This is a genomic window from Aquamicrobium soli, assembly GCF_042646345.1.
GTDB lineage: Bacteria > Pseudomonadota > Alphaproteobacteria > Rhizobiales > Rhizobiaceae > Mesorhizobium > Mesorhizobium soli_A.
In genome coordinates this window covers 788,697-811,316 of sequence record NZ_JBHRTK010000012.1, presented here as the reverse complement: position 1 = coordinate 811,316, position 22,620 = coordinate 788,697, and the positions used below count along the sequence as shown (strand labels likewise).

17 protein-coding genes, 1 tRNA gene and 2 CRISPR repeat arrays (1 of these 20 cut by a window edge) are annotated in these 22,620 nt (G+C 65.8%); of the genes, 1 reads left to right on the top strand and 17 read right to left on the bottom strand.

The features are described from left to right. Positions 1-700: a CRISPR direct-repeat array (repeat unit 32 nt; unit sequence GTTTCGATCCGCGCCCGCGCGTGGCGGGCGAC); it reaches 1,661 nt to the left of the window's first position. 99 nt (positions 701-799) lie between these two features. Next, positions 800-3,618: a CRISPR direct-repeat array (repeat unit 32 nt; unit sequence GTTTCGATCCGCGCCCGCGCGTGGCGGGCGAC). Positions 3,619-3,832: 214 nt separating this feature from the next. From cas2 to ACFOHJ_RS13680, 9 genes are all read right to left on the bottom strand, one after another. Further along, positions 3,833-4,123 carry a CRISPR-associated endonuclease Cas2 gene (gene cas2 / locus ACFOHJ_RS13720; RefSeq protein ID WP_378221308.1) on the bottom strand — a complete coding sequence of 97 codons (291 nt, stop codon included), beginning with the start codon at positions 4,121-4,123 and terminating at the stop codon, positions 3,833-3,835. Positions 4,124-4,126: 3 nt separating this feature from the next. Next, entirely contained in the window at positions 4,127-5,161 is a 1,035-nt protein-coding gene (gene cas1c, locus ACFOHJ_RS13715; RefSeq protein WP_378221306.1) for a type I-C CRISPR-associated endonuclease Cas1c, read from the bottom strand. Next, a complete protein-coding gene (gene cas4, locus ACFOHJ_RS13710; RefSeq protein WP_378221304.1) occupies positions 5,158-5,829 on the bottom strand; it encodes a CRISPR-associated protein Cas4 in 672 nt (223 codons plus the stop codon). The genes cas1c and cas4 overlap by 4 nt, the downstream gene beginning before the upstream one ends. A 4-nt stretch (positions 5,830-5,833) precedes the next feature. Next, on the bottom strand, positions 5,834-6,790 hold the full coding sequence (gene cas7c, locus ACFOHJ_RS13705; RefSeq protein ID WP_378221301.1) for a type I-C CRISPR-associated protein Cas7/Csd2: 957 nt from the start codon (positions 6,788-6,790) through the stop codon (positions 5,834-5,836). Next, positions 6,790-8,592, bottom strand: a complete 1,803-nt coding sequence (cas8c, locus tag ACFOHJ_RS13700; protein ID WP_378221299.1) for a type I-C CRISPR-associated protein Cas8c/Csd1 — start codon at positions 8,590-8,592, stop codon at positions 6,790-6,792. The genes cas7c and cas8c overlap by 1 nt, the downstream gene beginning before the upstream one ends. Then, positions 8,589-9,287, bottom strand: a complete 699-nt coding sequence (gene cas5c / locus ACFOHJ_RS13695) for a type I-C CRISPR-associated protein Cas5c (RefSeq protein ID WP_378221297.1) — start codon at positions 9,285-9,287, stop codon at positions 8,589-8,591. Before cas5c ends, cas8c begins: the two co-directional genes overlap by 4 nt. A 51-nt stretch (positions 9,288-9,338) precedes the next feature. Further along, positions 9,339-11,627 (bottom strand): CRISPR-associated endonuclease Cas3'', encoded by a 2,289-nt coding sequence (locus ACFOHJ_RS13690; RefSeq protein ID WP_378221294.1) that lies wholly within the window; start codon positions 11,625-11,627, stop codon positions 9,339-9,341. A gap of 270 nt (positions 11,628-11,897) precedes the next feature. Then, positions 11,898-11,987 (bottom strand) — tRNA-Ser (locus tag ACFOHJ_RS13685). A gap of 161 nt (positions 11,988-12,148) precedes the next feature. Further along, entirely contained in the window at positions 12,149-12,790 is a 642-nt protein-coding gene (locus ACFOHJ_RS13680; protein WP_378221292.1) for a TetR/AcrR family transcriptional regulator, read from the bottom strand. A 71-nt stretch (positions 12,791-12,861) separates the two neighbouring features. On the opposite strand from ACFOHJ_RS13680, the gene ACFOHJ_RS13675 reads away from it, so the two are divergent. Beyond that, a complete protein-coding gene (locus ACFOHJ_RS13675; protein WP_378221290.1) occupies positions 12,862-14,145 on the top strand; it encodes an MFS transporter in 1,284 nt (427 codons plus the stop codon). Between the two features lie 4 nt (positions 14,146-14,149). On the opposite strand, the gene ACFOHJ_RS13670 is transcribed toward ACFOHJ_RS13675, so the two are convergent. From ACFOHJ_RS13670 to ACFOHJ_RS13635, 8 genes are all read right to left on the bottom strand, one after another. Continuing rightward, a complete protein-coding gene (locus ACFOHJ_RS13670; RefSeq protein ID WP_378221583.1) occupies positions 14,150-14,737 on the bottom strand; it encodes a nicotinate-nucleotide adenylyltransferase in 588 nt (195 codons plus the stop codon). Between the two features lie 260 nt (positions 14,738-14,997). Continuing rightward, positions 14,998-16,284 carry a glutamate-5-semialdehyde dehydrogenase gene (locus tag ACFOHJ_RS13665; RefSeq protein WP_378221287.1) on the bottom strand — a complete coding sequence of 429 codons (1,287 nt, stop codon included), beginning with the start codon at positions 16,282-16,284 and terminating at the stop codon, positions 14,998-15,000. 2 nt (positions 16,285-16,286) lie between these two features. Beyond that, positions 16,287-17,426, bottom strand: a complete 1,140-nt coding sequence (gene proB, locus ACFOHJ_RS13660; RefSeq protein ID WP_378221284.1) for a glutamate 5-kinase — start codon at positions 17,424-17,426, stop codon at positions 16,287-16,289. Positions 17,427-17,469: 43 nt separating this feature from the next. After that, entirely contained in the window at positions 17,470-18,498 is a 1,029-nt protein-coding gene (gene obgE, locus ACFOHJ_RS13655; RefSeq protein ID WP_378221281.1) for a GTPase ObgE, read from the bottom strand. 121 nt (positions 18,499-18,619) lie between these two features. After that, complete coding sequence (locus ACFOHJ_RS13650; RefSeq protein WP_378221280.1) at positions 18,620-19,210, bottom strand: GNAT family N-acetyltransferase; 591 nt, start codon at positions 19,208-19,210, stop codon at positions 18,620-18,622. A 118-nt stretch (positions 19,211-19,328) separates the two neighbouring features. After that, positions 19,329-19,598, bottom strand: a complete 270-nt coding sequence (rpmA, locus tag ACFOHJ_RS13645) for a 50S ribosomal protein L27 (protein WP_378221279.1) — start codon at positions 19,596-19,598, stop codon at positions 19,329-19,331. A gap of 102 nt (positions 19,599-19,700) precedes the next feature. Beyond that, on the bottom strand, positions 19,701-20,321 hold the full coding sequence (locus ACFOHJ_RS13640; protein WP_378221278.1) for a 50S ribosomal protein L21: 621 nt from the start codon (positions 20,319-20,321) through the stop codon (positions 19,701-19,703). A gap of 180 nt (positions 20,322-20,501) precedes the next feature. Further along, the gene (locus tag ACFOHJ_RS13635; protein ID WP_378221275.1) at positions 20,502-22,547 is read right to left on the bottom strand and encodes a M3 family metallopeptidase; all 2,046 of its coding nucleotides are present in this window, start codon (positions 22,545-22,547) and stop codon (positions 20,502-20,504) included. Positions 22,548-22,620 lie beyond the last annotated feature (73 nt).

The window sequence follows — 22,620 nt, the reverse complement described above, 5'->3', positions numbered from 1 at the left end:
CAGGCGTTTCGATCCGCGCCCGCGCGTGGCGGGCGACCCAGTTGCTTATTCTGCCAGCCCGAGTAGAGCCAGTTTCGATCCGCGCCCGCGCGTGGCGGGCGACAGCCGCCCCTCCCCTTCCCTTTATCCGGCAAGCTGGTTTCGATCCGCGCCCGCGCGTGGCGGGCGACATTTTGAAAAGCGCAGGCCGAGGCGGTTGCGGGAGTTTCGATCCGCGCCCGCGCGTGGCGGGCGACCTGCAAGCCTTGCAGGAACGTCAGCAGCGCCGCGTTTCGATCCGCGCCCGCGCGTGGCGGGCGACCAATATACACGGCTAGCCCCCTCAGAAACGACAAGTTTCGATCCGCGCCCGCGCGTGGCGGGCGACAGGCGCATATCGTCACCGATGACGACCTGCACGCCGTTTCGATCCGCGCCCGCGCGTGGCGGGCGACGGCGCACCAGTTCTGCCGCCCGCTCGCTCTTGTGGTTTCGATCCGCGCCCGCGCGTGGCGGGCGACCGTGTCTCGAATGTGGAAGCATATCGCCAGTGGAAGTTTCGATCCGCGCCCGCGCGTGGCGGGCGACAATTTCGCCTTTGGTCGGGCTGAAATGCGTCTGCGTTTCGATCCGCGCCCGCGCGTGGCGGGCGACTGCTGGCTGGCATGGGCATTCGACCCGAATCCCATGTTTCGATCCGCGCCCGCGCGTGGCGGGCGACTCGTAATCGTCCGTCGCCTCGACGAGGTGTTCGCCGTTTCGATCGCGCCCGCGCGTGGCGGGCGACAACGACGCCTCGTACCTGCCCTGTCACTGCCGATGTTTCGATCCGCGCCCGCGCGTGGCGGGCGACGTTCTGATCTTCCGGGCTTCGCATCGCGCAATGCGTGTTTCGATCCGCGCCCGCGCGTGGCGGGCGACTGTCCCTACATGCAGCACGTGAGCCTGACGCAAGGTTTCGATCCGCGCCCGCGCGTGGCGGGCGACGGGGTCATTCCAGACGACAGGAAGCCCGAGGAAGTTTCGATCCGCGCCCGCGCGTGGCGGGCGACCTTTCGCCCCACCTGGCCTTCGAGTGACCGGCGACGTTTCGATCCGCGCCCGCGCGTGGCGGGCGACCCGGCATCCAAGTCGTTCAGCGAGTGCAGCCAGGTTTCGATCCGCGCCCGCGCGTGGCGGGCGACCGATGCAGCTGCTCTATGACGACAACCTTGGGCTGTTTCGATCCGCGCCCGCGCGTGGCGGGCGACGCGGCTTTGGATTAGCGACCGGCGCGCGCTGATCGTTTCGATCCGCGCCCGCGCGTGGCGGGCGACCCGCGCGCGCGGCTTCCAACGAGCGAACGCCGAGTGTTTCGATCCGCGCCCGCGCGTGGCGGGCGACATGGCGGCGGTCGAGATCGTGCCGGCCATCCACCAGTTTCGATCCGCGCCCGCGCGTGGCGGGCGACGCTCCCAGAACGCCGAGCGGAACATCATCTGGCGGTTTCGATCCGCGCCCGCGCGTGGCGGGCGACGCGGAGGATTTCTACCTCTGCACCCAGCTACACGCGTTTCGATCCGCGCCCGCGCGTGGCGGGCGACCACCGCGAGAACTGCGATTGAAGGAGAATGAAGATGTTTCGATCCGCGCCCGCGCGTGGCGGGCGACAAGTCGTGGGAGACGATTGGCCATGTCGGCAAGGTTTCGATCCGCGCCCGCGCGTGGCGGGCGACCCCGGTCCTCGCGCGTTGCAGGTCGGAATTGGAGCGTTTCGATCCGCGCCCGCGCGTGGCGGGCGACGGATCCTCGCTGGGTGCCAACGGCCGGTAGGGAACGGTTTCGATCCGCGCCCGCGCGTGGCGGGCGACGCTAGCGGCGGCAATTCCTGCCGGGTGTCCGCATAGTTTCGATCCGCGCCCGCGCGTGGCGGGCGACTGTCAGGCTGTAGCTGCCCCCGCTTACCGGTCGAGTTTCGATCCGCGCCCGCGCGTGGCGGGCGACAATGATTGACGCGCGCGATCGCAGCGCCGCGCGGGTTTCGATCCGCGCCCGCGCGTGGCGGGCGACAATGATTGACGCGCGCGATCGCAGCGCCGCGCGGGTTTCGATCCGCGCCCGCGCGTGGCGGGCGACCCGAAGACGTTCTGGCCCAGATCGACGCTTTCGCAGTTTCGATCCGCGCCCGCGCGTGGCGGGCGACACTGGTACGCCATCGCCATCGTTCTCGCCGCTGGTTTCGATCCGCGCCCGCGCGTGGCGGGCGACACCGATCAAACCGAGCATATCCACCTGGTCATCATGTTTCGATCCGCGCCCGCGCGTGGCGGGCGACATGAACTTCGTGAGGGCCAAGGCTCTCTTTTCAGGTTTCGATCCGCGCCCGCGCGTGGCGGGCGACCTCGCGCGCGGCCCATAGTCCCCCTGAAAGTCTGGTTTCGATCCGCGCCCGCGCGTGGCGGGCGACCGTTGCGAAGGCGCTCAAGATCGTGCGGTATCCAGTTTCGATCCGCGCCCGCGCGTGGCGGGCGACTCCGCCCGAACGGCTTCCGGTATGCCTTGCAGCGTTTCGATCCGCGCCCGCGCGTGGCGGGCGACAAGCGGCTGACGGCGCGCTTGGACCCGAGCCGGAATGTTTCGATCCGCGCCCGCGCGTGGCGGGCGACGGCAGCTTCGACGCGGCGCGCAAAGTCTTCGTCGTAGTTTCGATCCGCGCCCGCGCGTGGCGGGCGACACCTTCGCGCGCGGCTGGAACGGCGCGGGCTACAAGTTTCGATCCGCGCCCGCGCGTGGCGGGCGACTCGAGTTCGCCAGTGCCAAGCGAGATGACCTTGTGTTTCGATCCGCGCCCGCGCGTGGCGGGCGACCACCGTCCTTCTGTCGCTGTTCTTCCTCGGCAAGTTTCGATCCGCGCCCGCGCGTGGCGGGCGACTTGCGCTGGTCACAACGAGGATGCCCTGGCAGAAGTTTCGATCCGCGCCCGCGCGTGGCGGGCGACCGCGCGAGGCCAGGAGGGCGGCGCGATGAAGGGCGTTTCGATCCGCGCCCGCGCGTGGCGGGCGACAGCGCTGGACCGGAATAGGCGTGGTCGCGGTACGGTTTCGATCCGCGCCCGCGCGTGGCGGGCGACGCGGATGCCGGCGTCGCCCAGGGCTTCGTCGAAGTTTCGATCCGCGCCCGCGCGTGGCGGGCGACATGCCAGCACCGCGAGCCAGATGATTCCGGCGAACAGTTTCGATCCGCGCCCGCGCGTGGCGGGCGACACGGCGCGACCCGTCATTAGCAGGCGCATGTCGGGTTTCGATCCGCGCCCGCGCGTGGCGGGCGACACATCGTCTGTCGCTCGATCTCATCGAGGTAGAGGTTTCGATCCGCGCCCGCGCGTGGCGGGCGACTCACCTCGAGGCGTTGGGTTGGGTCCAGATCGCGTTTCGATCCGCGCCCGCGCGTGGCGGGCGACCCGGTCCTCGCGCGTTGCAGGTCGGAATTGGAGCGTTTCGATCCGCGCCCGCGCGTGGCGGGCGACGGTCCGCCTTTGCGGACCAACCCATAGGCGAAATCGTTTCGATCCGCGCCCGCGCGTGGCGGGCGACCAGCAGGCCGGGACCGCAATGGATCAGTTCGGCGAGTTTCGATCCGCGCCCGCGCGTGGCGGGCGACTGCCTTCCTCTAAATCAGCGGAAGGCTTTGGAAAATAGCCGGCCCGTCGCGAAGGGTGCGGGCAAATGTGGCCTGGGCGCGGCAAGCCAGCCTTGCCGGTAAAAATTCTTCACGATTTCAAAGAGCTGGGCTCGGTGCGAACGTGCCGGGAAATACCGACACGTTTGGGGTTCGCGCTCGCTTCTCCCACCGTTTCCTGTCGGGCCGGATCCAGTCAGACGATGAGGGTGCCGCCGAGGTCCGCCGCCGGCTTGGCGCCGACATGCTCCACCTTGCGCTGCCAGTTTGCACCAAGATGATAATAGCGCAAGCTGTCCGTTGCCGGATCGATGATGCCTTCGAGCCGGGCTTTCAACCTCGTCCACTGTGCCGTATCGACCTCGATCTCGAACACCGAATACTGCACCCGCTGGCCGTAATCGCGGCAGGCCTTGGCGACGGCGCGCAACCGGGCAGCGCCCTTGTTGGTCGAGGTGGCGACGTCATAGGTCACGAGCACGAGCATAAACTACTTCCAGAACCAGGGCGGATAGGCGTCGAGGTCGCCGCGCAGATGGCGCGCCAGCATCTGTGCCTGCAGGTAGGGAACCAATCCGAGCGGCGCTTTTTCTTCCAGGAAGGCGTGCTGGCGTTCTTCGCGCTTGCGCTCCTGCCATGCGCTGAGCACGGTCTTGCGCGCGTCGTCGGTAAGCAGCACCGCGCCGCTGTCGCTGCGGCTGAAATCGCGCGCCCGCAACTGGCGCCGGTTGATCAGCGACAGGGCCAGCCGGTCGACGAGTACCGGGCGCAACTCTTCCATGAGGTCGAGCGCGAGGCTCGGCCGGCCGGGCCGGTCACGGTGCAGGAAACCGACCGAAGGATCCAGGCCGACGCACTCGCAGGCGCTGCGGCAATCATGCGTAAGCAGCGTATAAAGGAACGAAAGCAAGGCATTGAGCGGATCGAGCGGCGGCCGGCGCGAGCGCCCGGTCCAGCGCAGCTCAGGGTCCGGCGCGCGGATAAGATGATCGAAAACGGAAAAATAGAGATTGGCCGCCTCGCCTTCCGAGCCGCGCAGCCGGTCGATGTCTTCGCCGGCCAGTTCGACGCGACGCATGATCTGCGCAAGCCGGCCGACAACGGTGGCAATGGCGTTTCGAACATCGTCCTCCATGTCCCCGCCATAGTCGCGCAACCCGCGCATCAGCACCGCGCGCTGGTTGGACACCTTGCCGACGACCAGCGAGCGCACGATGTCGTCCGGCCGGTCGGACATCCGGTACTGCGCCCGCCGCAGCAGCACATTGCCGGAAATCGGACCCTCGACGCGGGCCTGGAAGCGGCCGTTGCGGTCGAGGAGGGCGATGCAGATGCCGGCGCCCGCGCAGGCGGCAATCAGGGCCGGCGACAGCAAGATCGGGCCGAACACAACGACCGCAGAGAGCATATGCAGCGGCACGCGGGCTTTCTCCTCGCCCTCCACCTCGGCGACCAGGTTCTCGCCGTCCTTGCGCAGCGCCGCGTTTTCAGTGGTGACGTAGACGGTATTGAGCAGCTTCTTCATGGAGCCTCCGCCTCGGTGGCTGCAAGGCGTTCCACCATGCGCGTTCGCCACGCCTTTGCCGGGCGCGAAACGGCATCGGGCCGGCAGATCTCTTTCAGCGAACACGCGCGGCAGCGTTCGCGCCTTGTCGTGGGCGGCGGCGTGACGCCGGAAGCGAACACGGCCGCGAAAGCGGCTGCGGTGTCCTCCGTCAGGCGGCGCAGTTCGGCATCGATCGGCACCACGACCCGCCGCCTGGTCTCGGCGTAGAACAGCGCGCCTTCCGACACCGATTGGCCGGTCATTTCCTCCAGGCACAGCGCCTGCGCACAAAGCTGCACCTCATCGGCACGGTGCAGCTTTGGCTTGCCGCGCTTGTATTCGACGGGGTAAGGCGTCTCGCCGCCATCCGGGCGCGGGTGAAACTCGACGAGGTCGGCGGTGCCGGCAAAGCCCAGCCGCTTGCAGGAAAGCGGCAGCGTCATGACACGGCGCACGCCGCGCGCCTTGCGCGACCCGCCCTTGTCGGCGACGGCATGCAGCACGTGGCCTTCCGCCGTGTAGCGGTTGTCGGCCCAGGCACGCTCGATATGGATCAAGGCGGCCTGGCGCAGGCAATAGACGGCGTGCTGCAGCGCAGAGAGCGGAAAGGGCTCGCTCTCCTGTTCCGCAACGCCGTCGCCGCTCATGATGTCAGCCGCAAGGTTCGATGATCTCGACCCCTTCCGGCAGGTTGTCGCGATCGATGGTGACAGCGTAGTCGGAGAAGGCGCGGGCCGGCGGATAGTTGTCGATATTGCGGTCGATCGGCTTGAAGTCACCGTCGATGCTGCGGCCGACGCTGATCCGCTCGAAGAGGGCGTGAGCCGGCGCGTTGCCCATGGCGTTGCCGTGCTTGAAGACGATCAGCTTGCGCGTGGCCATCTCGCCGCGCGCGGCGGAATGGTCGTGCTCGAACATGCTGCCCAGCGCCTCGAACAGAAGGCGGAGATCGGCATCGGAAAAGCCGGTGCGCTCCGCCAGCTTGGCGGAAATGAAACCGTGCGCGCGATAGAGCGCATAAGGCACGATATATTTGCGGCCCATGGTACGGTTGTCGACGCGCTCGTTGCCCTCTTCGCCGCCTTCCGCCTGCTTTTTCTTCTCCGCCTCGTTGGTCGCCGCCATGCGGGTAATGGAGATTTCCTGCGGCAGGATCGGCTCGATCGAATTGGCGAAGGTCATCTGGACCGGGCCGCGAACCTGGCCGGCATTGATGCCCGTGGACATGACGGCGCCGAACGTGCGCACGTCGAAGAAATTGCGGCACATGAAGTCGCGGATCTGCGTCGCTTCCGCATCGTCTTTCGGATTGAGCTTGGCATCCTTCTCCACCTTGGCATCGCCGGGCCGCAGCGCCTTGTAGGCCTGCCTATGCTTGTCGTTGAGGATCGCGCCTTCCTCGACATAGATATGGTGCCCCTCAATGCCGGCCTTCGCCAGTTCGACATAATTGCGCACCTTGCGCTTCAGGCTGACGTCCGACACCAGCCCGTGGTTGGTCTCGGGATCGAGGCGCGGCAGGTTGCCGGCATCGGGGTCGCCGTTCGGGTTGCCCTTGGCGACATCGAACAACAAGACGAAGTCGTAGCGGTTAGCGATGGCGGTCATTATGCAGTCTCCCCCGAAGCATCGGTCTGGTTGCCCTTGCGGGATTTGAAGAAGTCGCTGTGCTGGTGGTGATAGCCGAGGCCGAATAGTGCCTGCTCGGTGGTGTTGAGCGATGCGGGAAATGGATCACTACCGGGTTCCATAGCTTCCATGATCGTGCCGATTTCTCTCTCCAGATTGTACCGGTGGCCGGGTTTTTCCTTTCCGATCTTCGACAGATGGTTGGCCGAACCTCGCTCCAGCGCCGCAAACACATTGCGCGGAGCGGCCGACGCCGAGCCGTAGAATTTGTCCTTGATTGTCGCGTTGATCTTGTCGCCAAGCGCTTGTCTTTGGACACGCTCATAAACGGCAAAAAGCCGCCCGAGCAGATAGCCCTTGTTCCTGTTTTCAGGGTCTAGCGACACAGGAGCCTCCCTTTTCTTGTCACCGTTGTTCGGACGCATCCCATAATTGCGTACCAGCAATGCGCGCAGGATGCTGGCACGCAGCGCGTTGATTTCGCCATCGGCGCGGATGCGCGCGAGCACGCTGGAGAGTAAGCTTAGCGGATAGTTGGTTCCCGTTAAGATCGAACGCATCCATTCGCCGGCGAGATTGGGCGGAATGTTCTCACGCTTGCCCAGCACCGCCGTTTCAACCAGATAGCGCCAGAGCGGCGCGTAGGGATCGCGCCACGGCGGCTCGACGCGCATGTCGTCGATGAAGCGCCGGTAGTTCGCCGCCAACTCGCGAAAGTCGTTCTCGTAATAAAAACGAATGGAGATGCGCGCAGCGTTGGGTGCCAACCCGAGCACGTGGAAGCGCACGCCCTTTTCGACCCTGCGGGCGAGTTCGCTCGATTTCAGCGCCAGTTCCTCGCCGAGTTGCTGGTCACCCTTCCGCAAGCGCTCGAGCAGAATTTTGACGTCCGTCGTAGTCTCAGCCTCGACCGCGGCCGAATCGAACAACCCGGGAAATGCGGCTTCGGCCAGGAGTGCCGCTTCCGCGTCTTCGGAATCGGCCCAGAACACGGTGGAGGCGTCGCCGATCTGCAGGCGATGCTTTCTGTCCGCCAGGAAGGTGTTCAGCGCGGTGGTGTAGGCAAAGGCGGCGGCTTCCGAGACGGGGGCGTTGTCGCCCTGCTCGTGGCCATAGGAGGTAAAGGCATTTAGATTGAAGGAAACAATGGATGCCCCGGCCGTTTGCCCGCCCCACACGCCCTTGATCGAAGGATGCAGCCTCGCAACCGGCCCGGGCTGCCCTGTAACAAGGCAGATTTGTCGGTTCTCCCCATCGCCTCCCGACACTCGCGCCCAAAGCTCCTTGGCGGCCGGGCGATCATGCAGCCAGAGGTTCTGAAGACGATCCGACTCGAGAGCGAAGACGATATTCTGGTCTCTCAGTTCGTCACTCCACAGGGGCGTGCTGAACTGCTCCGGAGACCATTGTTTAAGAAATAGGAGGAAAGCCTTCAGTCCGGGGTCATTCGTGCCCGCCAATTCCTTTTCATGACGCTCAATGAAAGCGGCGTGTTCGCGCGCAGTTCGCGCTCCTTCTCCGGCAGTCACCCCGAGCGAATATGCCGTTTTGTCCCACAAGAAATTGGGCGCGATGTTGGAGGCTCTCTTCACCGGTTGCGGCACCAGCATCAGGCGCGGCTTACGCTTCTTTCCCTCACCGTCGAACCAGGGCGAGACGCTCGCCACCGAGCCGTCCCCGTTCAAGCCGACGATCACGCCGATCTTCTCCAGGGAGTACCCGAACGGCGGTGCGTTGGGCAGCCGCGTATAGGCGCGGGCAAGCGAAGCGAGAATGCTCATCTGCGTATCTCCGGCGAGCCGGGTTTCGGCACTTGCATCACGCCGTTGCGCAGCACGGCATCAAAGAACATCGAGGGCCTGCCCTTCGCCTGATGATCGATGTCCCAGAGCATGAAGCCCAGCTTGCGCTCGGTGCCGAAGCCGAGCTGCGCGGTCCTCTCCTCCGGTTCCGGCTCCGGCGTCGGCCCGTCCGGCTCGACTAGTTCGAAGCTCGCCGCGAATTCGCGCGTGCCGAGGCAGGGCTGGTGAAAACACTGCCCCCGCCGCGCCCGCCGATTGAAGATGTCGAGATGCTTGCCCTCGCTGTCGTCGGCCTCGGCCTTCGCGGTCAGTTCGAAATGCGCGGCAATGACGTAGCAGGGCTTTACCAGCACGGTCGAGGCGCGCTGCTGGCGATCCTCGTCGACCAGAAGTTGCAGGCACTCCAGATCGCCGCGCTTCATGGCGCTCCTGACCTTGCCCGCCGGCACCTTAGAGCCGACCTCGTTGCGGCGGATGGACTGGAATTGCGGCTTCTTCAGCACATGGATGGCATCCACCACCCAGCGGATCGCCGGCTTCCAGTGGATCGCCTCGAGAATGCCGCGCGCGGCCGAAGGCGTCATCACGTCATAGGAGACGCGCTCCACCTTCATTTCCGGCCGCGTAAAGCAGCCATAGTCGCCCCAGACCTTGAGCCGGATGCCGTAAGCCATCTTTTCCCGCCCCTCGGATCCCTTGCGGCCGCATGCGCAGGCCAAAAGCGATCATATCACTGTGTTCTCCACCGCCAGGTATTCCGGCGTCTCCCAGAGGAGCCCCACCTCCGGGTCGTACAGGCTCCTCGTCTTCAGCAGGGCAAACTGATCCGCTCGCAGCTCGGGCGATTCGAACGCGACGTGGCCGTAGCGAACCAGTAGGTCCCGCGCCTTCTTGGGAACCTGCACGACATAAGTCTGCAACTTCCGCGCGATTAAGCCAGACGGGATTTTATCGATCCCGAGTTTATCCACCGCATCCTGGGCCTTCTCTTCCCAAGGTACGATAACCGGAACCATGTCGCTTTCGATCATGCGGAATTTCTGCCCGACTTCGCGGAAGGCGAAATCGGTGCCGTTGCCGCCAAATTTGAAGGCGGGAACAATCTCCTTCTGATCCAGATCGGGCCCCGCGCGCCAATAGACTTCGCCGAAGAATGTTCGAATCACCGCAAGCGACTGCGTGTTGCCCTGAAAATCCTTCAGAGCGCGTGTCGTGTCGCCGATCAGAGATTTGATCTCGCGCGGCGGCGGATAGTCCGGCGCCGAAAACACGGTGACAATGCTGTCATCCAGCGGTCGCCTGCCCTCACGATTGCACCGTCCCGCCGCCTGCATGACCTGGTCCCAGCCGGCTTCGGCACGCCAGACTCTCGGAAAATCCACGTCCACGCCGGCCTCGATCAGGCTGGTGGCGATAACTCGGCAAGGCTGCCCATCCCTGAGCCGGCTGCGCACATTGGCCAGAATCTCCCGCCGGTGCGCCGCGCATTGCCTTGTGGTCAGATGAATGAGCCCGCCCAGCCCCGCTTGCTCAGCCTGCCGGTAAAGCTCCAACGCATGCTTGCGGCTGTTGACGATGACGAGCGCCTGCGGCTCACCTGCGAGCGCGATGACCAGTGCATCGTTATCCAGTTCGCCGCCCGGCACGATGCGGGCACGGCGCAGCCGCGCGGCGAGTTCTTCGGGGTCCGGCGCCAGTTCGCGGCCGGGATGGAGGTCGAGTCCGTCCGGGAAACCCGGCTCGCCGTCCGCCCCTGTCTTGCCCAGCGCCGGCTGGGTGGCGGTGCACAGCACGATCGTGCAGCCGAACAGGCGGGCGAGCGAATCCAGCATCCGCACGCAGGGTTTCAGCAACGGGCGCGGGATGGTCTGCGCCTCGTCGAGGATGATGATCGAGCCGGCGATATTGTGCAGCTTGCGCGCCCGCGAGGTTCGCGCCGCAAACAGGCTTTCGAAGAACTGCACATTGGTGGTGACGACCACTGGCGCCGCCCAGTCTTCCATGGCAAGCTTCAGCTTGTCGCGGCTGGCCGGCCACTCGCGCCCTTGGCGGCGGGCCTCCGCCTCGTCTTCCTCGATGGCCGAATGGTGTTCAAGGACAACGTCGTCGCCGAGCATCCTGCGAAAAATATCGGCCGTCTGGTCGATGATCGACGTAAACGGGATGGCGTAGATGATGCGGCGGTGTCCGTGTGCCGCCGCATGGTCCAGCGCGAAGCCGAGCGAGGCCAGCGTCTTGCCGCCGCCGGTTGGCACCGTCAGCGTGAACAGGCCAGGCGGCAGGCCGGCCTTGCCACGCACATGGGCAAGGATGTCGCGGCGCAACCGGTTTAGGTCGCCGTCCTGGTCCAAACCGGCCATGTGGGCATCGAAACGGCTACGAAACGCCGGCAGCAGCGCCTGCAGCGCCGGCCATGCGCGGTCCGCCTCGCGCTTTTCCAACTGGCTATAGAATTCCTCCGTATTCTTGAAATCGGCATCGACGAGGCACGAAAACAGCATGCGGCCGACGACCGAAAGGTCGAAGTCGAGATGCGGATTGTCGGGCAGGATCATCGTCTTCAGCCAATCCGGCGCGATGTCGTCGAGATCGACTACGATCTCGCTCTTCCAGACAGGGTCCAGCCGCCCGTCGTGAAACCCCTTGATGCGCATCTCGTAGCAGGAAGGTTCCGAGCTGTTCCGGTCCGGCAGCCCGGCATGATGCCCCAAAATGGCGTAGGCGGCCATTTCCGCCATGAGCCGGCTGTATGGGTCCATTCCTTTCGCCAGGTCGCGCAGGACGACGGCGCCGGCCGTAGAATGGTCGACCCGGATGTCCTTGCACGCCAAACGCTCCTGAAAGCGCGGATCGTATTTGCCGAGATCGTGGAACAGCGCGGTTATGAAGGCCAGCCGTTCAAGCCCAAAGGGAGCGCCGAACTTCGCCGCCAGACAAGCGGTCTCGTTCAGGTGAACACAAAGAAGTTGCCCGTCACCTTTTCCGGGAGAGCCGGAATGGGCCAAATAGGCCATATGCAGTCCCTACAAAACATAACAAAAAATACTTCGCAGCCCGTTCTGTCGGCCACGTATATCTACTGTATTCAGACTTATCGTATTGGAAAGAGGAATTCTTTGCACCAATACGCAAAATTATTGCGTATGGAGCGAATTTCCGCGTGCAGTCGGCCTGGCCAAATTTTCAAAATACACGAAACCAACCGGCAAAGACCACTTCCGCATCAGGGCCGAGGCGGAAATGCCGATGGGTAAAATTCTACGAAAGGGGTGGTAGTCTCATGATGGCGGAGAGGGAGGGATTCGAACCCCCGATAGGCTTGCACCTATGCCGCATTTCGAGTGCGGTGCATTCAACCACTCTGCCACCTCTCCGCGGGGTCATGGTCCACCCTAGGGGCGCGGCGCACTAGATAACGGGTCACCGCCAAGGTTACAAGGCCCAATCCCGGCCGTTTTGCCGGTTTCTTGGCTTGCCTGGCACTGCGAGGTCCCGGCAAACCGCATTTTCCGAAATGCGCGCCACCTCGAGCCGATCAGCCTGCCGCGATTTCCGGCGAGCGCGCGGCGTCCAGGCTGGCTTCGATCAGCAGGTCGGCGTTCCTCGCCACCGACTTCGCCGGCCCGCCCTTGCCGAAAAGCTGGCCGGAAATATAGGCGCCCTCGATCAAGAGCAGCAGGCCATCGCCCAGCGTTTCGGCATCGCCGGCGCCCATGGCGCGGGCCATGGCGCGCAGGCGCCGGCGCAGTTCCTTCTTGTTGTCCTCGCTGACCACGCGCGCCGGATGCTCGTGGTCCGGATATTCCACCGCCGCGTTGGTCATGCCGCAGCCGCGATAGCCGGGCTTTTGCGTGCGCTTGCCGACGCGGGTGAGGAACGCGACGATCTGCGCGCGCGGATCCCCCGGATGCGCCGCCACCGCCTCGTCGAAACGGCCCCAGAACTCGCGGTCATATTGCTTCAGGTAGCAGGCCGCCAACTCGTCCTTGGAGGCGAAGCTGCGGTAAAGGCTGGGCTTGGTGACGCCCGCCGTCCGGACGATCTCGTCGACGCCGATCGCCCTTATGCCCTGCCGATAGAACAGCTCGCGCGCAACCTGCATGATCTTTTCGGCAGCACGCGGAACCGATCCATCGCCACTCTTGGTCCTCGCATCAATATTATTGTCACCTGTCATTCGCGGGCTCGCTTGACAATGTTACCGATCGGTACGCATTATGCATCATCCGAAACGTACCGGTCAGTAACATGATAGCCCGTTCCCAGCCATTTGGCCAGCGCTATGCGCTCGTCGTCGTGGCCGTCATCTTCCTCGCGCTGCTGGTATCGGCGGGACTGCGCTCGGCGCCCGGCGTCATGATGCTGCCGCTGGAATCCGAGCTTGGCTGGCGGCGCGACGCCATCTCGCTCGCCGCCGCCGTCGGCATCTTCCTTTACGGGCTGACCGGGCCGTTCGCCGCCGCGCTGATGGAGCGTTTCGGCCTGCGCAAGATCCTGCTCGGCGCGCTGGCGCTGATGGCGGGTTCCACTGCGCTCAGCCTGTCGATGACCGAGCCGTGGCAGATGGTGGCGACCTGGGGCGTCTTTTCCGGCGTCGGCTCGGGCGCGGTCGCCACGGTGCTCGGCGCCACCATCGTCAACCGCTGGTTCAAGACCAACCGCGGCCTGGTGATGGGGCTGATGTCGGCCTCGAGCGCCACTGGCATGCTGGTGTTCTTGCCGGCGCTGGCGTGGCTGGCGCAATCGGGCGGCTGGAAGCCGGTCGCCATGGCCGTCGCCATCGGCTGCGCGGCGATACTGCCGCTGGTGTGGCTGCTGGTGCCGGAGCGGCCGTCTTCCATCGGGCTCGTCCGCTATGGCGCGGACGCCGACGACGTGCCGCCGGTTTCGCCCGCCGCCCAGGGCAACTTCATCGCCCACACGCTCGGCACCCTGCGCCGCGCCGCCGGCACGCGCGTGTTCTGGTACCTGTTCGCCACGTTCTTCGTCTGCGGCTTCACCACCAACGGGCTGGTCGGCACCCACCTCATCGCCTTTTGCGGCGACATGGGCATCCCCGAGGTGCAGGCCGCCGGGCTGCTGGCGCTGATGGGCGTGTTCGACCTCATCGGCACGACCATGTCCGGCTGGCTGACCGACCGCTTCGACCCACGCAAGCTGCTCGGCATCTATTACGGCATCCGCGGCCTGTCGCTGATCTACCTGCCGCTGTCCGGCTTTTCCGGCACCGCGCTGACCATCTTCGCCGTGCTCTACGGCCTCGACTGGATCGCCACGGTGCCGCCCACCCTGCGCCTTGCCAACGAGGCCTTCGGCGACAATTCGGGACCGATCGTGTTCGGCTGGATCGTTGCCGGGCACCAGGTCGGGGCGGCCAGCGCCGCCTTCTTCGGTGGGGCGCTGCGCGAAATGCAGGGCGACTACACGCTGGCCTTCCAGATTGCCGGCATGACGGCCATCATCGCCGCCTGCCTGTCGCTGCTGATCGACACCAGCAAGCCGGCCTTCGAGCCGGAGAGCCAGCTGGCCTGAACCGCTACCGGCCCTCCTGCCGGCGGATCGCACTGGACGAAAGCAACGAGCGCGGGCCGTGGATGAACGTCCACGCCGGCGCCCGCATATGCGCGAGGCGCGGCGCATAGGCCTCGTCGACGCGGGCATGGTCGAAGGCCTTGGCCACCACCGAGGACAGGAACGACAGCGTCGAGCCCGGCCGGTCGATCACGGCGATGGGGAACGTCATCATGATCTCGCGCCAGCGCTGCCAGCGGTGGAAGTCGCGCAGCGAATCCGCGCCCATGATCCAGACGAAATCGACGCCCGGATTCTTCTCGCGCACCAGCGCCAGCGTGTCGGCGGTATAGCGGACGTGATAGGCGGCCTCGAAGGCGGTGACCTTGATGCGCGGGTTCCTGGCGATGGCCTCCGAAAGCCGCAGCCGCTCGGCCAGCGGTGCGAGTTCACGCACGCTTTTCAGCGGGTTGCCGGGCGTCACCATCCACCACAACTGGTCGAGCGCCAGCCGCCGCAGCGCAATGTCGGCGACCAGCGCGTGGCCCGCATGCGGCGGGTTGAACGAGCCGCCGAACAGGCCGACCTGCATGCCGCGCTCGACATGCGGCATGCGCAGGTAGCGGGAAGCAGGTTTGCTGTTCGCCGAGAAAAGCACGCGTCAGACGCCCCTCTCTGATCGGCCAGCAGCACAGGATATGGCCACCCCCCACTCCGTCGCGCTTCGCGCGCCACCTCCCCCCCTCAAAAGGGGAGAGGAACGGCGCTGCAATTGGCGTTTCCTCTCCCCCGTCGAACGGGGGAGAGGTGGTTTGCGAAGCAAATCGGAGTGGGGGTCGAACCTCATGCGCACCTAAGCCCGACCAGCCGCTATCACGGCCGCACCTGGCCGCTTCCACGCACGCGGTACTTGAACGAGGTGAGTTGTTCGACGCCGACCGGCCCGCGCGCGTGCATCTTGCCGGTGGCGATGCCGATTTCCGCGCCCATGCCGAACTCGCCGCCGTCGGCGAACTGGGTCGAGGCGTTATGCAAAAGGATGGCGGAATCGATCTCGTTGAAGAATTTCTCCACCGCCGAAGCATCTTCGGCCACGATCGCCTCGGTGTGGTGCGAAGAAAAGGTCTCGATATGGTCGATGGCCGCCGCGACCCCGTCCACCAGCTTTACCGACAGGATGGCGTCGAGATATTCGGTGGTCCAGTCGGCGTCGGTGGCCGCCACCGCCTGCGGAAAGGCCTGCAGCACCTCGGCGTCGCCGCGGATTTCGCAGCCCTTGTCGTGCAGGGCGGCAAGCACCGGCACAAGGTGCGTTGCTGCCACGGTGCGGTCGACCAGCAGCGTCTCGGCCGCGCCGCAGATGCCGGTGCGCCGCATCTTGGCGTTCACCGCCACTTTCACCGCCATGTCGAGATCGGCCGAGCGGTCGATATAGAGATGGCAGATGCCTTCCAGATGTGCGAACACCGGCACGCGCGCTTCTGTCTGCACCCGCGAAACCAGGCTTTTCCCGCCGCGCGGAATGATGACGTCGAGATTGCCGGAAAGCCCCTTCAGCATCTCGCCGACGGCGGCGCGGTCGGTGACCGGCACTAGCTGGATCGCGTCCTGCGGCAGGTTCGCCGCCCTCAGGCCCTCGACCAGGCAGGCATGGATGGCGGCGGAAGAATTGGCCGAATCCGAGCCGCCGCGCAGGATCACCGCATTGCCGGCCTTGAGGCAGAGCGCGCCGGCGTCCGCCGTCACGTTGGGGCGGCTTTCGTAGATGACTCCGATGACGCCGAGCGGCGTGCGCACCCGCTCGATATGCAGGCCGTTCGGCCGATCCCACTCGGCGATCACCTCGCCGACCGGGTCGCGCAGTTCGGCAATGGCGCGGATGCCGTCGGCCATGGCGCGGATGCGGGCCGGCGTCAGCTTCAGCCGGTCGAGAAACGAAGCCGCGAGGCCGCCTTCCTCGCCATTGGCCATGTCGATGGCGTTGGCGTCGAGGATTTCCTGCTCCCGCAGCACGATCGCCTGCGCCATGCCTACGAGGGCGGCATGTTTGCGTTCGGCCGTGGCAGTGGCCAGCGGTCGGGCGGCGGCACGGGCGCGCCGGCCGATATCGGCCATCAACGCCGCGACGTCGTGTTCGGAATTGTCACGCTTGGTCAGCATGGTCATCCTCCTTGGTACTCGCCGGCATCGTCGTTCACCACGAGGTCGTCGCGGTGGATCATCGCCGAGCGCGCCTCATAGCCGAGCACCGCTTCGATCTCGGCCGTCTTAAGGCCGGCAATTCTTACGGCATCGGCGGCATCGTAGGCAACCAGGCCGCGCGCGATCTCGCGCGCCTCCGGCGACAGCACCGCCACCGTGTCGCCGCGCGAAAAATTGCCGCTGACGAGCTTGACGCCGGCCGGCAGCAGCGACTTGCCCGACAGGAGCGCGCGCACCGCGCCCGCATCGATGGAAAGGCGGCCCGCCGGCTCCAGATGGCCGGCGATCCAGGTCTTGTAGCCCTTCACCGGGTGGCTGCTCGGCTTGAAGAAGGTCGCGCGTTCGCCGCGCTCGACCGCCATCAGCGGCGACAGCCGCGCCCCGGCCGTGATGATCATGGCGGTGCCGGCCATGGTGGCGATCTTGCCGGCGTCGAGCTTGGTGCGCATGCCGCCGCGCGACAGTTCCGAGGCCGCTGCCCCGGCCATCGCCTCGATATCGGGCGTGATGTGTTCCACCAGCGGGATGAACTCCGCCTGCGGGTCGCGCGCCGGCGGCGCGGTATAGAGCCCGTCGATATCGGACAAGAGCACCAGCAGGTCCGCGCCCATCATGGTGGCGACGCGCGCCGCCAGACGGTCGTTGTCGCCATAGCGGATTTCGGAGGTCGCCACGGTGTCGTTCTCATTGATGACCGGCACCGCCTTCATCTTGAGCAGGGTGGAAATGGTGGCGCGGGCGTTGAGATAGCGGCGGCGCTCCTCGGTGTCGCCGAGCGTCAGCAGGATCTGGCCGGACTTCAGGCCATGGTTGCCGAGCGCCTGCGACCACGCGCCCGCCAGCGCGATCTGGCCGACGGCGGCGGCCGCCTGGCTTTCCTCCAGCTTCAGCGCGCGCTTGCCGAGCCCCAGGATGGTGCGGCCGAGCGCGACCGCTCCGGAAGAAACCACCAGCACTTCCACGCCGTCTTCGGTGAGTTCGGCAATGTCGTTTGCCAGCGAGGCCAGCCAGTCGTGCTTCAGCCCCTTGGAGCGGTCGACGAGCAGCGCCGAGCCGATCTTGATGGCGATGCGCCGGTATTTTTTGAGCGATAGCGTCATGCGAGCCAGCCAGAAATTCCTTCGCGCGGAAGCAGCGTCACGGTCAGCTCTCCCACCGCGCATCGACCGGTGCGGCGGGCGCGCGCGCCTCTTCCACCACCGCCATCAGCGCCCGCAGAACCGTCTCGACCCCTTCATGGGTCACGGCCGATAGCAACAGCGGCGCGCGGCCGGCCGCACGCTTCAGCGACGCCGCCTTCTTCTTGCGTTCGTCGGCGTCGATCGTATCGACCTGGCTGAGCGCCACGATCTCCACCTTGTCCTCGAGCCCGTTGCCATAGGCTTCCAGTTCGCCGCGCACGGTCTTGTAGGCCTTGCCGGGGCTTTCCTCCTGCGCCGACACCAGATGCAGCAGCACGCGCGTGCGCTCGACATGGCCGAGGAAACGGTCGCCGATGCCCACGCCCTCATGCGCGCCTTCGATCAGGCCGGGAATGTCGGCCAGCACGAATTCGCGCGCATCGATGCGGGCGACGCCGAGGCCCGGATGCAGCGTAGTGAAGGGATAGTCGGCGATCTTCGGCTTGGCCGCCGTGACCGCCGCGAGGAAGGTCGACTTGCCGGCGTTGGGCAGGCCGACCAGCCCGGCATCGGCGATCAGCTTCAGCCGCAGCCAGACCGTCATCTCGATGCCCGGCAGGCCGGGATTGGCGCGCCGCGGCGCCCGGTTGGTCGAGGTCTTGAAATGCTGGTTGCCGAAGCCGCCATTGCCGCCCTTGGCCAAAAGAAAGCGTTGGCCGACCTCGACCATGTCGCAGATCAGCGTCTCGTTGTCCTCCTCCAGCACCTGCGTGCCGACGGGCACTTTCAGCGTCACGTCCGCGCCCTTGGCGCCGGTCATGTTGCGGCCCATGCCGTGCATGCCGGTCTTGGCCTTGAAATGCTGCTGGTAGCGATAGTCGATGAGCGTGTTGAGCCCGTCTACCGCCTCGACCCAGACGTCGCCGCCGCGCCCGCCGTCGCCGCCGTCCGGCCCACCGAATTCGATGAACTTTTCACGCCTGAACGACAGCGAACCGGCGCCGCCGTCGCCGGAGCGGATATAGACCTTGGCCTGATCGAGGAATTTCATCGGATCTGCGGTTTCTGCCGTTGGCGGGTTTCGGGCGAGCCATGCTCTACCCTATTGCGCGGGCAAGGGCGAGTGGACACGGCATGTTTTGCCGTGCCCGTCGCCACAAGCCCGCTGGCGCTCACGAGCGCGCCCAGTTGCGGAGGCTGGTCCAGGTCTTGCGGTCGAGGCGGTAGCGCTCGACCGGAACCTGGCCGGCGACGATCGAGTTCAGCATGCCCTGCCCCGCATACTGGAAGCCGCACTTGTGGATGACGCGGCGCGACGCGGGGTTGATGACCCGGCAGGACGCCTGCAGCACCTGGATGTCGGTGCAGCGGAAGGCGAGGTCGACCAGCGCGTGCGCAGCCTCCGTCGCATAGCCCCGCTTCCAGTACGGCTCGCCGATCCAGTAGCCGAGTTCCAGCCCGCGCTCGGTCGAGTCGAGCCCGGCGCAGCCCACCAGCGTATCGGTGCCGGCAAGCGTAAGCGCGTAGGTGGCCCCGCCGCGCCGCGGCGCCCGTGCCATGGCGAGGAAGGCACGCGCCTCGGCCTCGCCATAGGGATGCGGCATGCGCGCCAGCATCTGCGCGACGTGGTGGTTGTCGGCGAGCGCGACGAGCTGAGCGATGTCGCTCTCCTGCGGCGCCCGCATCACCAGCCGCTCGGTCTCGAGCACGGGGCTGGCAATGACGATACTCTCGTAGTCGCTGTCTTCCGCTTCGGCAACCATGTGGAAATTCCTCCAGGCAAAGAAAAAGGGAGATGGTGCGTCCCATCTCCCTGATCCTTTTCCTGGCATGGCCAGACACCGGTTCCCGAGATGGGAGCCGGTTTAAGTGCGGAACCGGCTACTCCGCGGCCTTAAGCATCGGGTTTACCGACACGTAGGTTCGGCCATTGGCTTTTTTCGTAAAGGTGACGGCGCCGGCTTCCAGCGCAAACAGGGTGTGGTCCGTGCCCATGCCGACATTGACGCCGGGATGCCACTGGGTGCCGCGTTGACGGATAATGATGTTGCCGGGAATGACGGCTTCGCCGCCGAACTTCTTCACGCCAAGGCGCTTGGAGTGCGAATCGCGACCGTTGCGCGACGAACCGCCAGCTTTCTTGTGTGCCATTTGTCAAACTCCTTTGCGCCGCAAGGGCGCCTCGAATCCTTATGAACGCGCTTTGCGTCCGTTTCAAGTCCGATGTCGGCCCCTGGTGACAGGGCCGGCAGCTTACTTCTTCGCCAGTTCCTTGGCCTGCTCGCGCCAGTCCTTGATCTGGTCGGCGCTGAACGGCATGTTGGCGTCGATCTTCTCCACGTCGGCGTCGGAGAGCGCGGCGATCTGCGCAAAGGTGACGATGCCTTGGGCGTTCAGGTCCTTCGCCGCGACCGGACCGATGCCCTTGATCACGGTGAGGTCGTCGGCGTCGCCCTTCGGTGCCTTGAACAGCGGCGCGGCCGCGGCGGCGGCCGGAGCGGCTTCCTTCTTCGCGGCGGCCTTGGCGGGCTTGGCTTCCGCCTTCTTCGACGGCTTGGCACCATCGGTCAGGATTTCGGAAATCCGAACCGTGGTCAGCAGCTGGCGGTGGCCGATTTTGCGGCGCGAATTCTGCCGGCGGCGCTTCTTGAACGCGATGACGGTGCGGTTCTTGCCCTGTTCGACGACTTCGGCGGCAACCGTGGCGCCGGCCACGAAGGGCGCGCCGAACACGACGTTCTCGCCCTCGCCATGCGCGAGCACGCTGTCGATGACGACGATATCGCCGACGTTGGCTTCCAGTTTCTCGATCTTCAGCAGATCGTTGGCGGCGACGCGGTACTGCTTGCCGCCCGTTTTGATGACTGCGAACATTTTTAGCCTTTCGCTGTTCGGTCGGCCTTGATGGACCGCTGGTGTTCCACGAAGGAAGGGCGGCCCGACCGTCTTTTTGTCAGTCTGCGGGTTTCAAAGACAAGCGGCGCGGAAAAGTCTCCACGCCGATTGCGCGCCGTCCCTAGCCGAAGGCGGGCGTCAAGTCAAGGATGCGCCGTCTCACACCAGACCGCGCTTTTCCATCATCGCTTCGGGCGAGGGCATCTTGCCGCGGAAGGCGGTGTAGAGCGCCTCGGGGTCCCGCGAGCCGCCGGCGGCGTAGATGTTCTGCTTCAGCCGCGCCGCCAGTTCCGCATTGAACGGATCGCCGGTTTCCTCGAAGGCCGAAAAGGCGTCGGCGTCGAGCACTTCCGACCACATGTAGGAATAATAGCCGGCCGAATAGCCGTCGCCGGCAAAGACATGGCCGAAATGAGGAGTGCGGTGGCGCATGGCGATGGTGTCCGGCATCGACAGCGCAGCCAGCGTCTCCGCCTCGAAGGCAAGCGGCTGCGCCGGCGCATCGGCCCGCGCGTGATAGGCCATGTCGACCAGCGCCGAGGCGGTGAACTCGACCGTGGCGAAGCCCGCGCCGAAGGTGCGCGCCGCCAGCATCTTGTCGAGCAGCGCCTTCGGCATCGGCTTGCCGGTGGTGACATGCAGCGCGTGCTTTTCCAGCACCTGCGGCACCGTCAGCCAATGCTCGTAAAGCTGCGACGGCAGTTCGACGAAGTCGCGGCTAACCGAGGTGCCCGAAACCGACGGCCACGTCACTTCGGTCAGCATGCCGTGCAGCGCATGGCCGAATTCGTGGAACAGCGTCTTGGCCTCGTCCACCGAAAGCAGCGCCGCCTCGCCCTTCGGCGGCTTGGCGAAATTCATGATGTTGTAGATGACCGGGGTCGAGCCCGCGCCAAGCTTGTAGCCGGATTGCAGCGAACTCATCCACGCGCCGGAACGCTTCGTCGGCCGCGCGAAATAGTCGGCCAGGAACACGCCCCGTTCCGAGCCGTCGGCATTGCGCACCACGAAAGCCCGCACGTCCGGATGCCAGGCGGCGATGCCCTTCTTTTCCTCGAAGCCGATGCCGAACAACCGCGTCGCCACGTCGAAGCAGGCTTCGATCACCCGGTCGAGTTGCAGATAGGGCTTGAGTTCGGCTTCGTCGAAGGCGAATTTCTCGGCCCGCAGCTTCTCCTGGTAGAAGCGCCAGTCCCAGGCGGCAAAGGTTTCGTTGCTGCCGGCTTGCGTTGCCAGCCGCTCCAGTTCCTTCTGGTCGGCCGCCGCCTTTTCCCGCGCCTTGCGCCAGACCGGATCGAGCAGGTCATGGACGGCCTTCGGCGTCTTGGCCATGGTGTCGTCCAGCTTCAGCGCCGCATAGGAGCCATAGCCGAGCAGCGCCGCCTTCTCGGCGCGCAACTTCAACAGGTCGCGTACCACCTCGGTGTTGTCGCTGGCGCCGCCGTTCTGGCCGCGCATGGTGAAGGCGCGCCAGGCGATCTCGCGCAGGTCGCGGCGCTCGGAAAAAGTGGTGAACGGCTCGTAGATCGAGCGCGACAGGGTGACGGCGTAGCGGCCCTTCTGGCCGCGCGTCTCGGCCGCCTCGGCCATCGACGCCTTCACGAAATCCGGCAGGCCGGCAAGGTCGGCCTCGTCGAGGAACAGCGCCCAGTCGCTTTCGTCGGCCAGCACGTTCTGGCCAAATTTCGTGCCGAGCGACGACAGTTCCTCGTTGATGGCGGCGAGCCGCTTCTTGCCCCCGGCATCGAGCTTCGCGCCGGAGCGGACGAACCCCTTCCAGGTCTTTTCCAGCACGCGCAGCGTCTCGGCGTCGAGGCCGAGCGAAGCGCGCTTCTGGTAGAGCGCGTCGATGCGGGCGAACAGCTTCTCGTTCATCGAGATGGCCGAAAAATGCCGCGCCATCTTCGGCGACACGTCGCGCTCCAGCGCCTGGATGTCCTTGTTGGTATGGGCGCCGGCCCGGCACCAGAAGATCGAGGACACCCGGTCGAGCGGCTGGCCCGCCAGTTCCAGCGCGGCCAGCGTGTTGTCGACGGTCGGTGCCTGCACATTGCCGGCGATCGCCTCGATCTCGGCCGCGTGCGCCGCCAGCGCGGCATCGAACACCGGCCCGAAATCCCCGTCTTCGATGCGCGTGAAGTCCGGCAGGCCGAGCGGCCCCTTCCATGCGGTCAGGGGATGCGTGGCAAGATCGATATCGGACATGGGGTCATTCTCGCTGAACAGGAGAGGGCAAGGCGTGCCACCGCGATGTAGGTCGCAAACCTGCGCCGCGCAA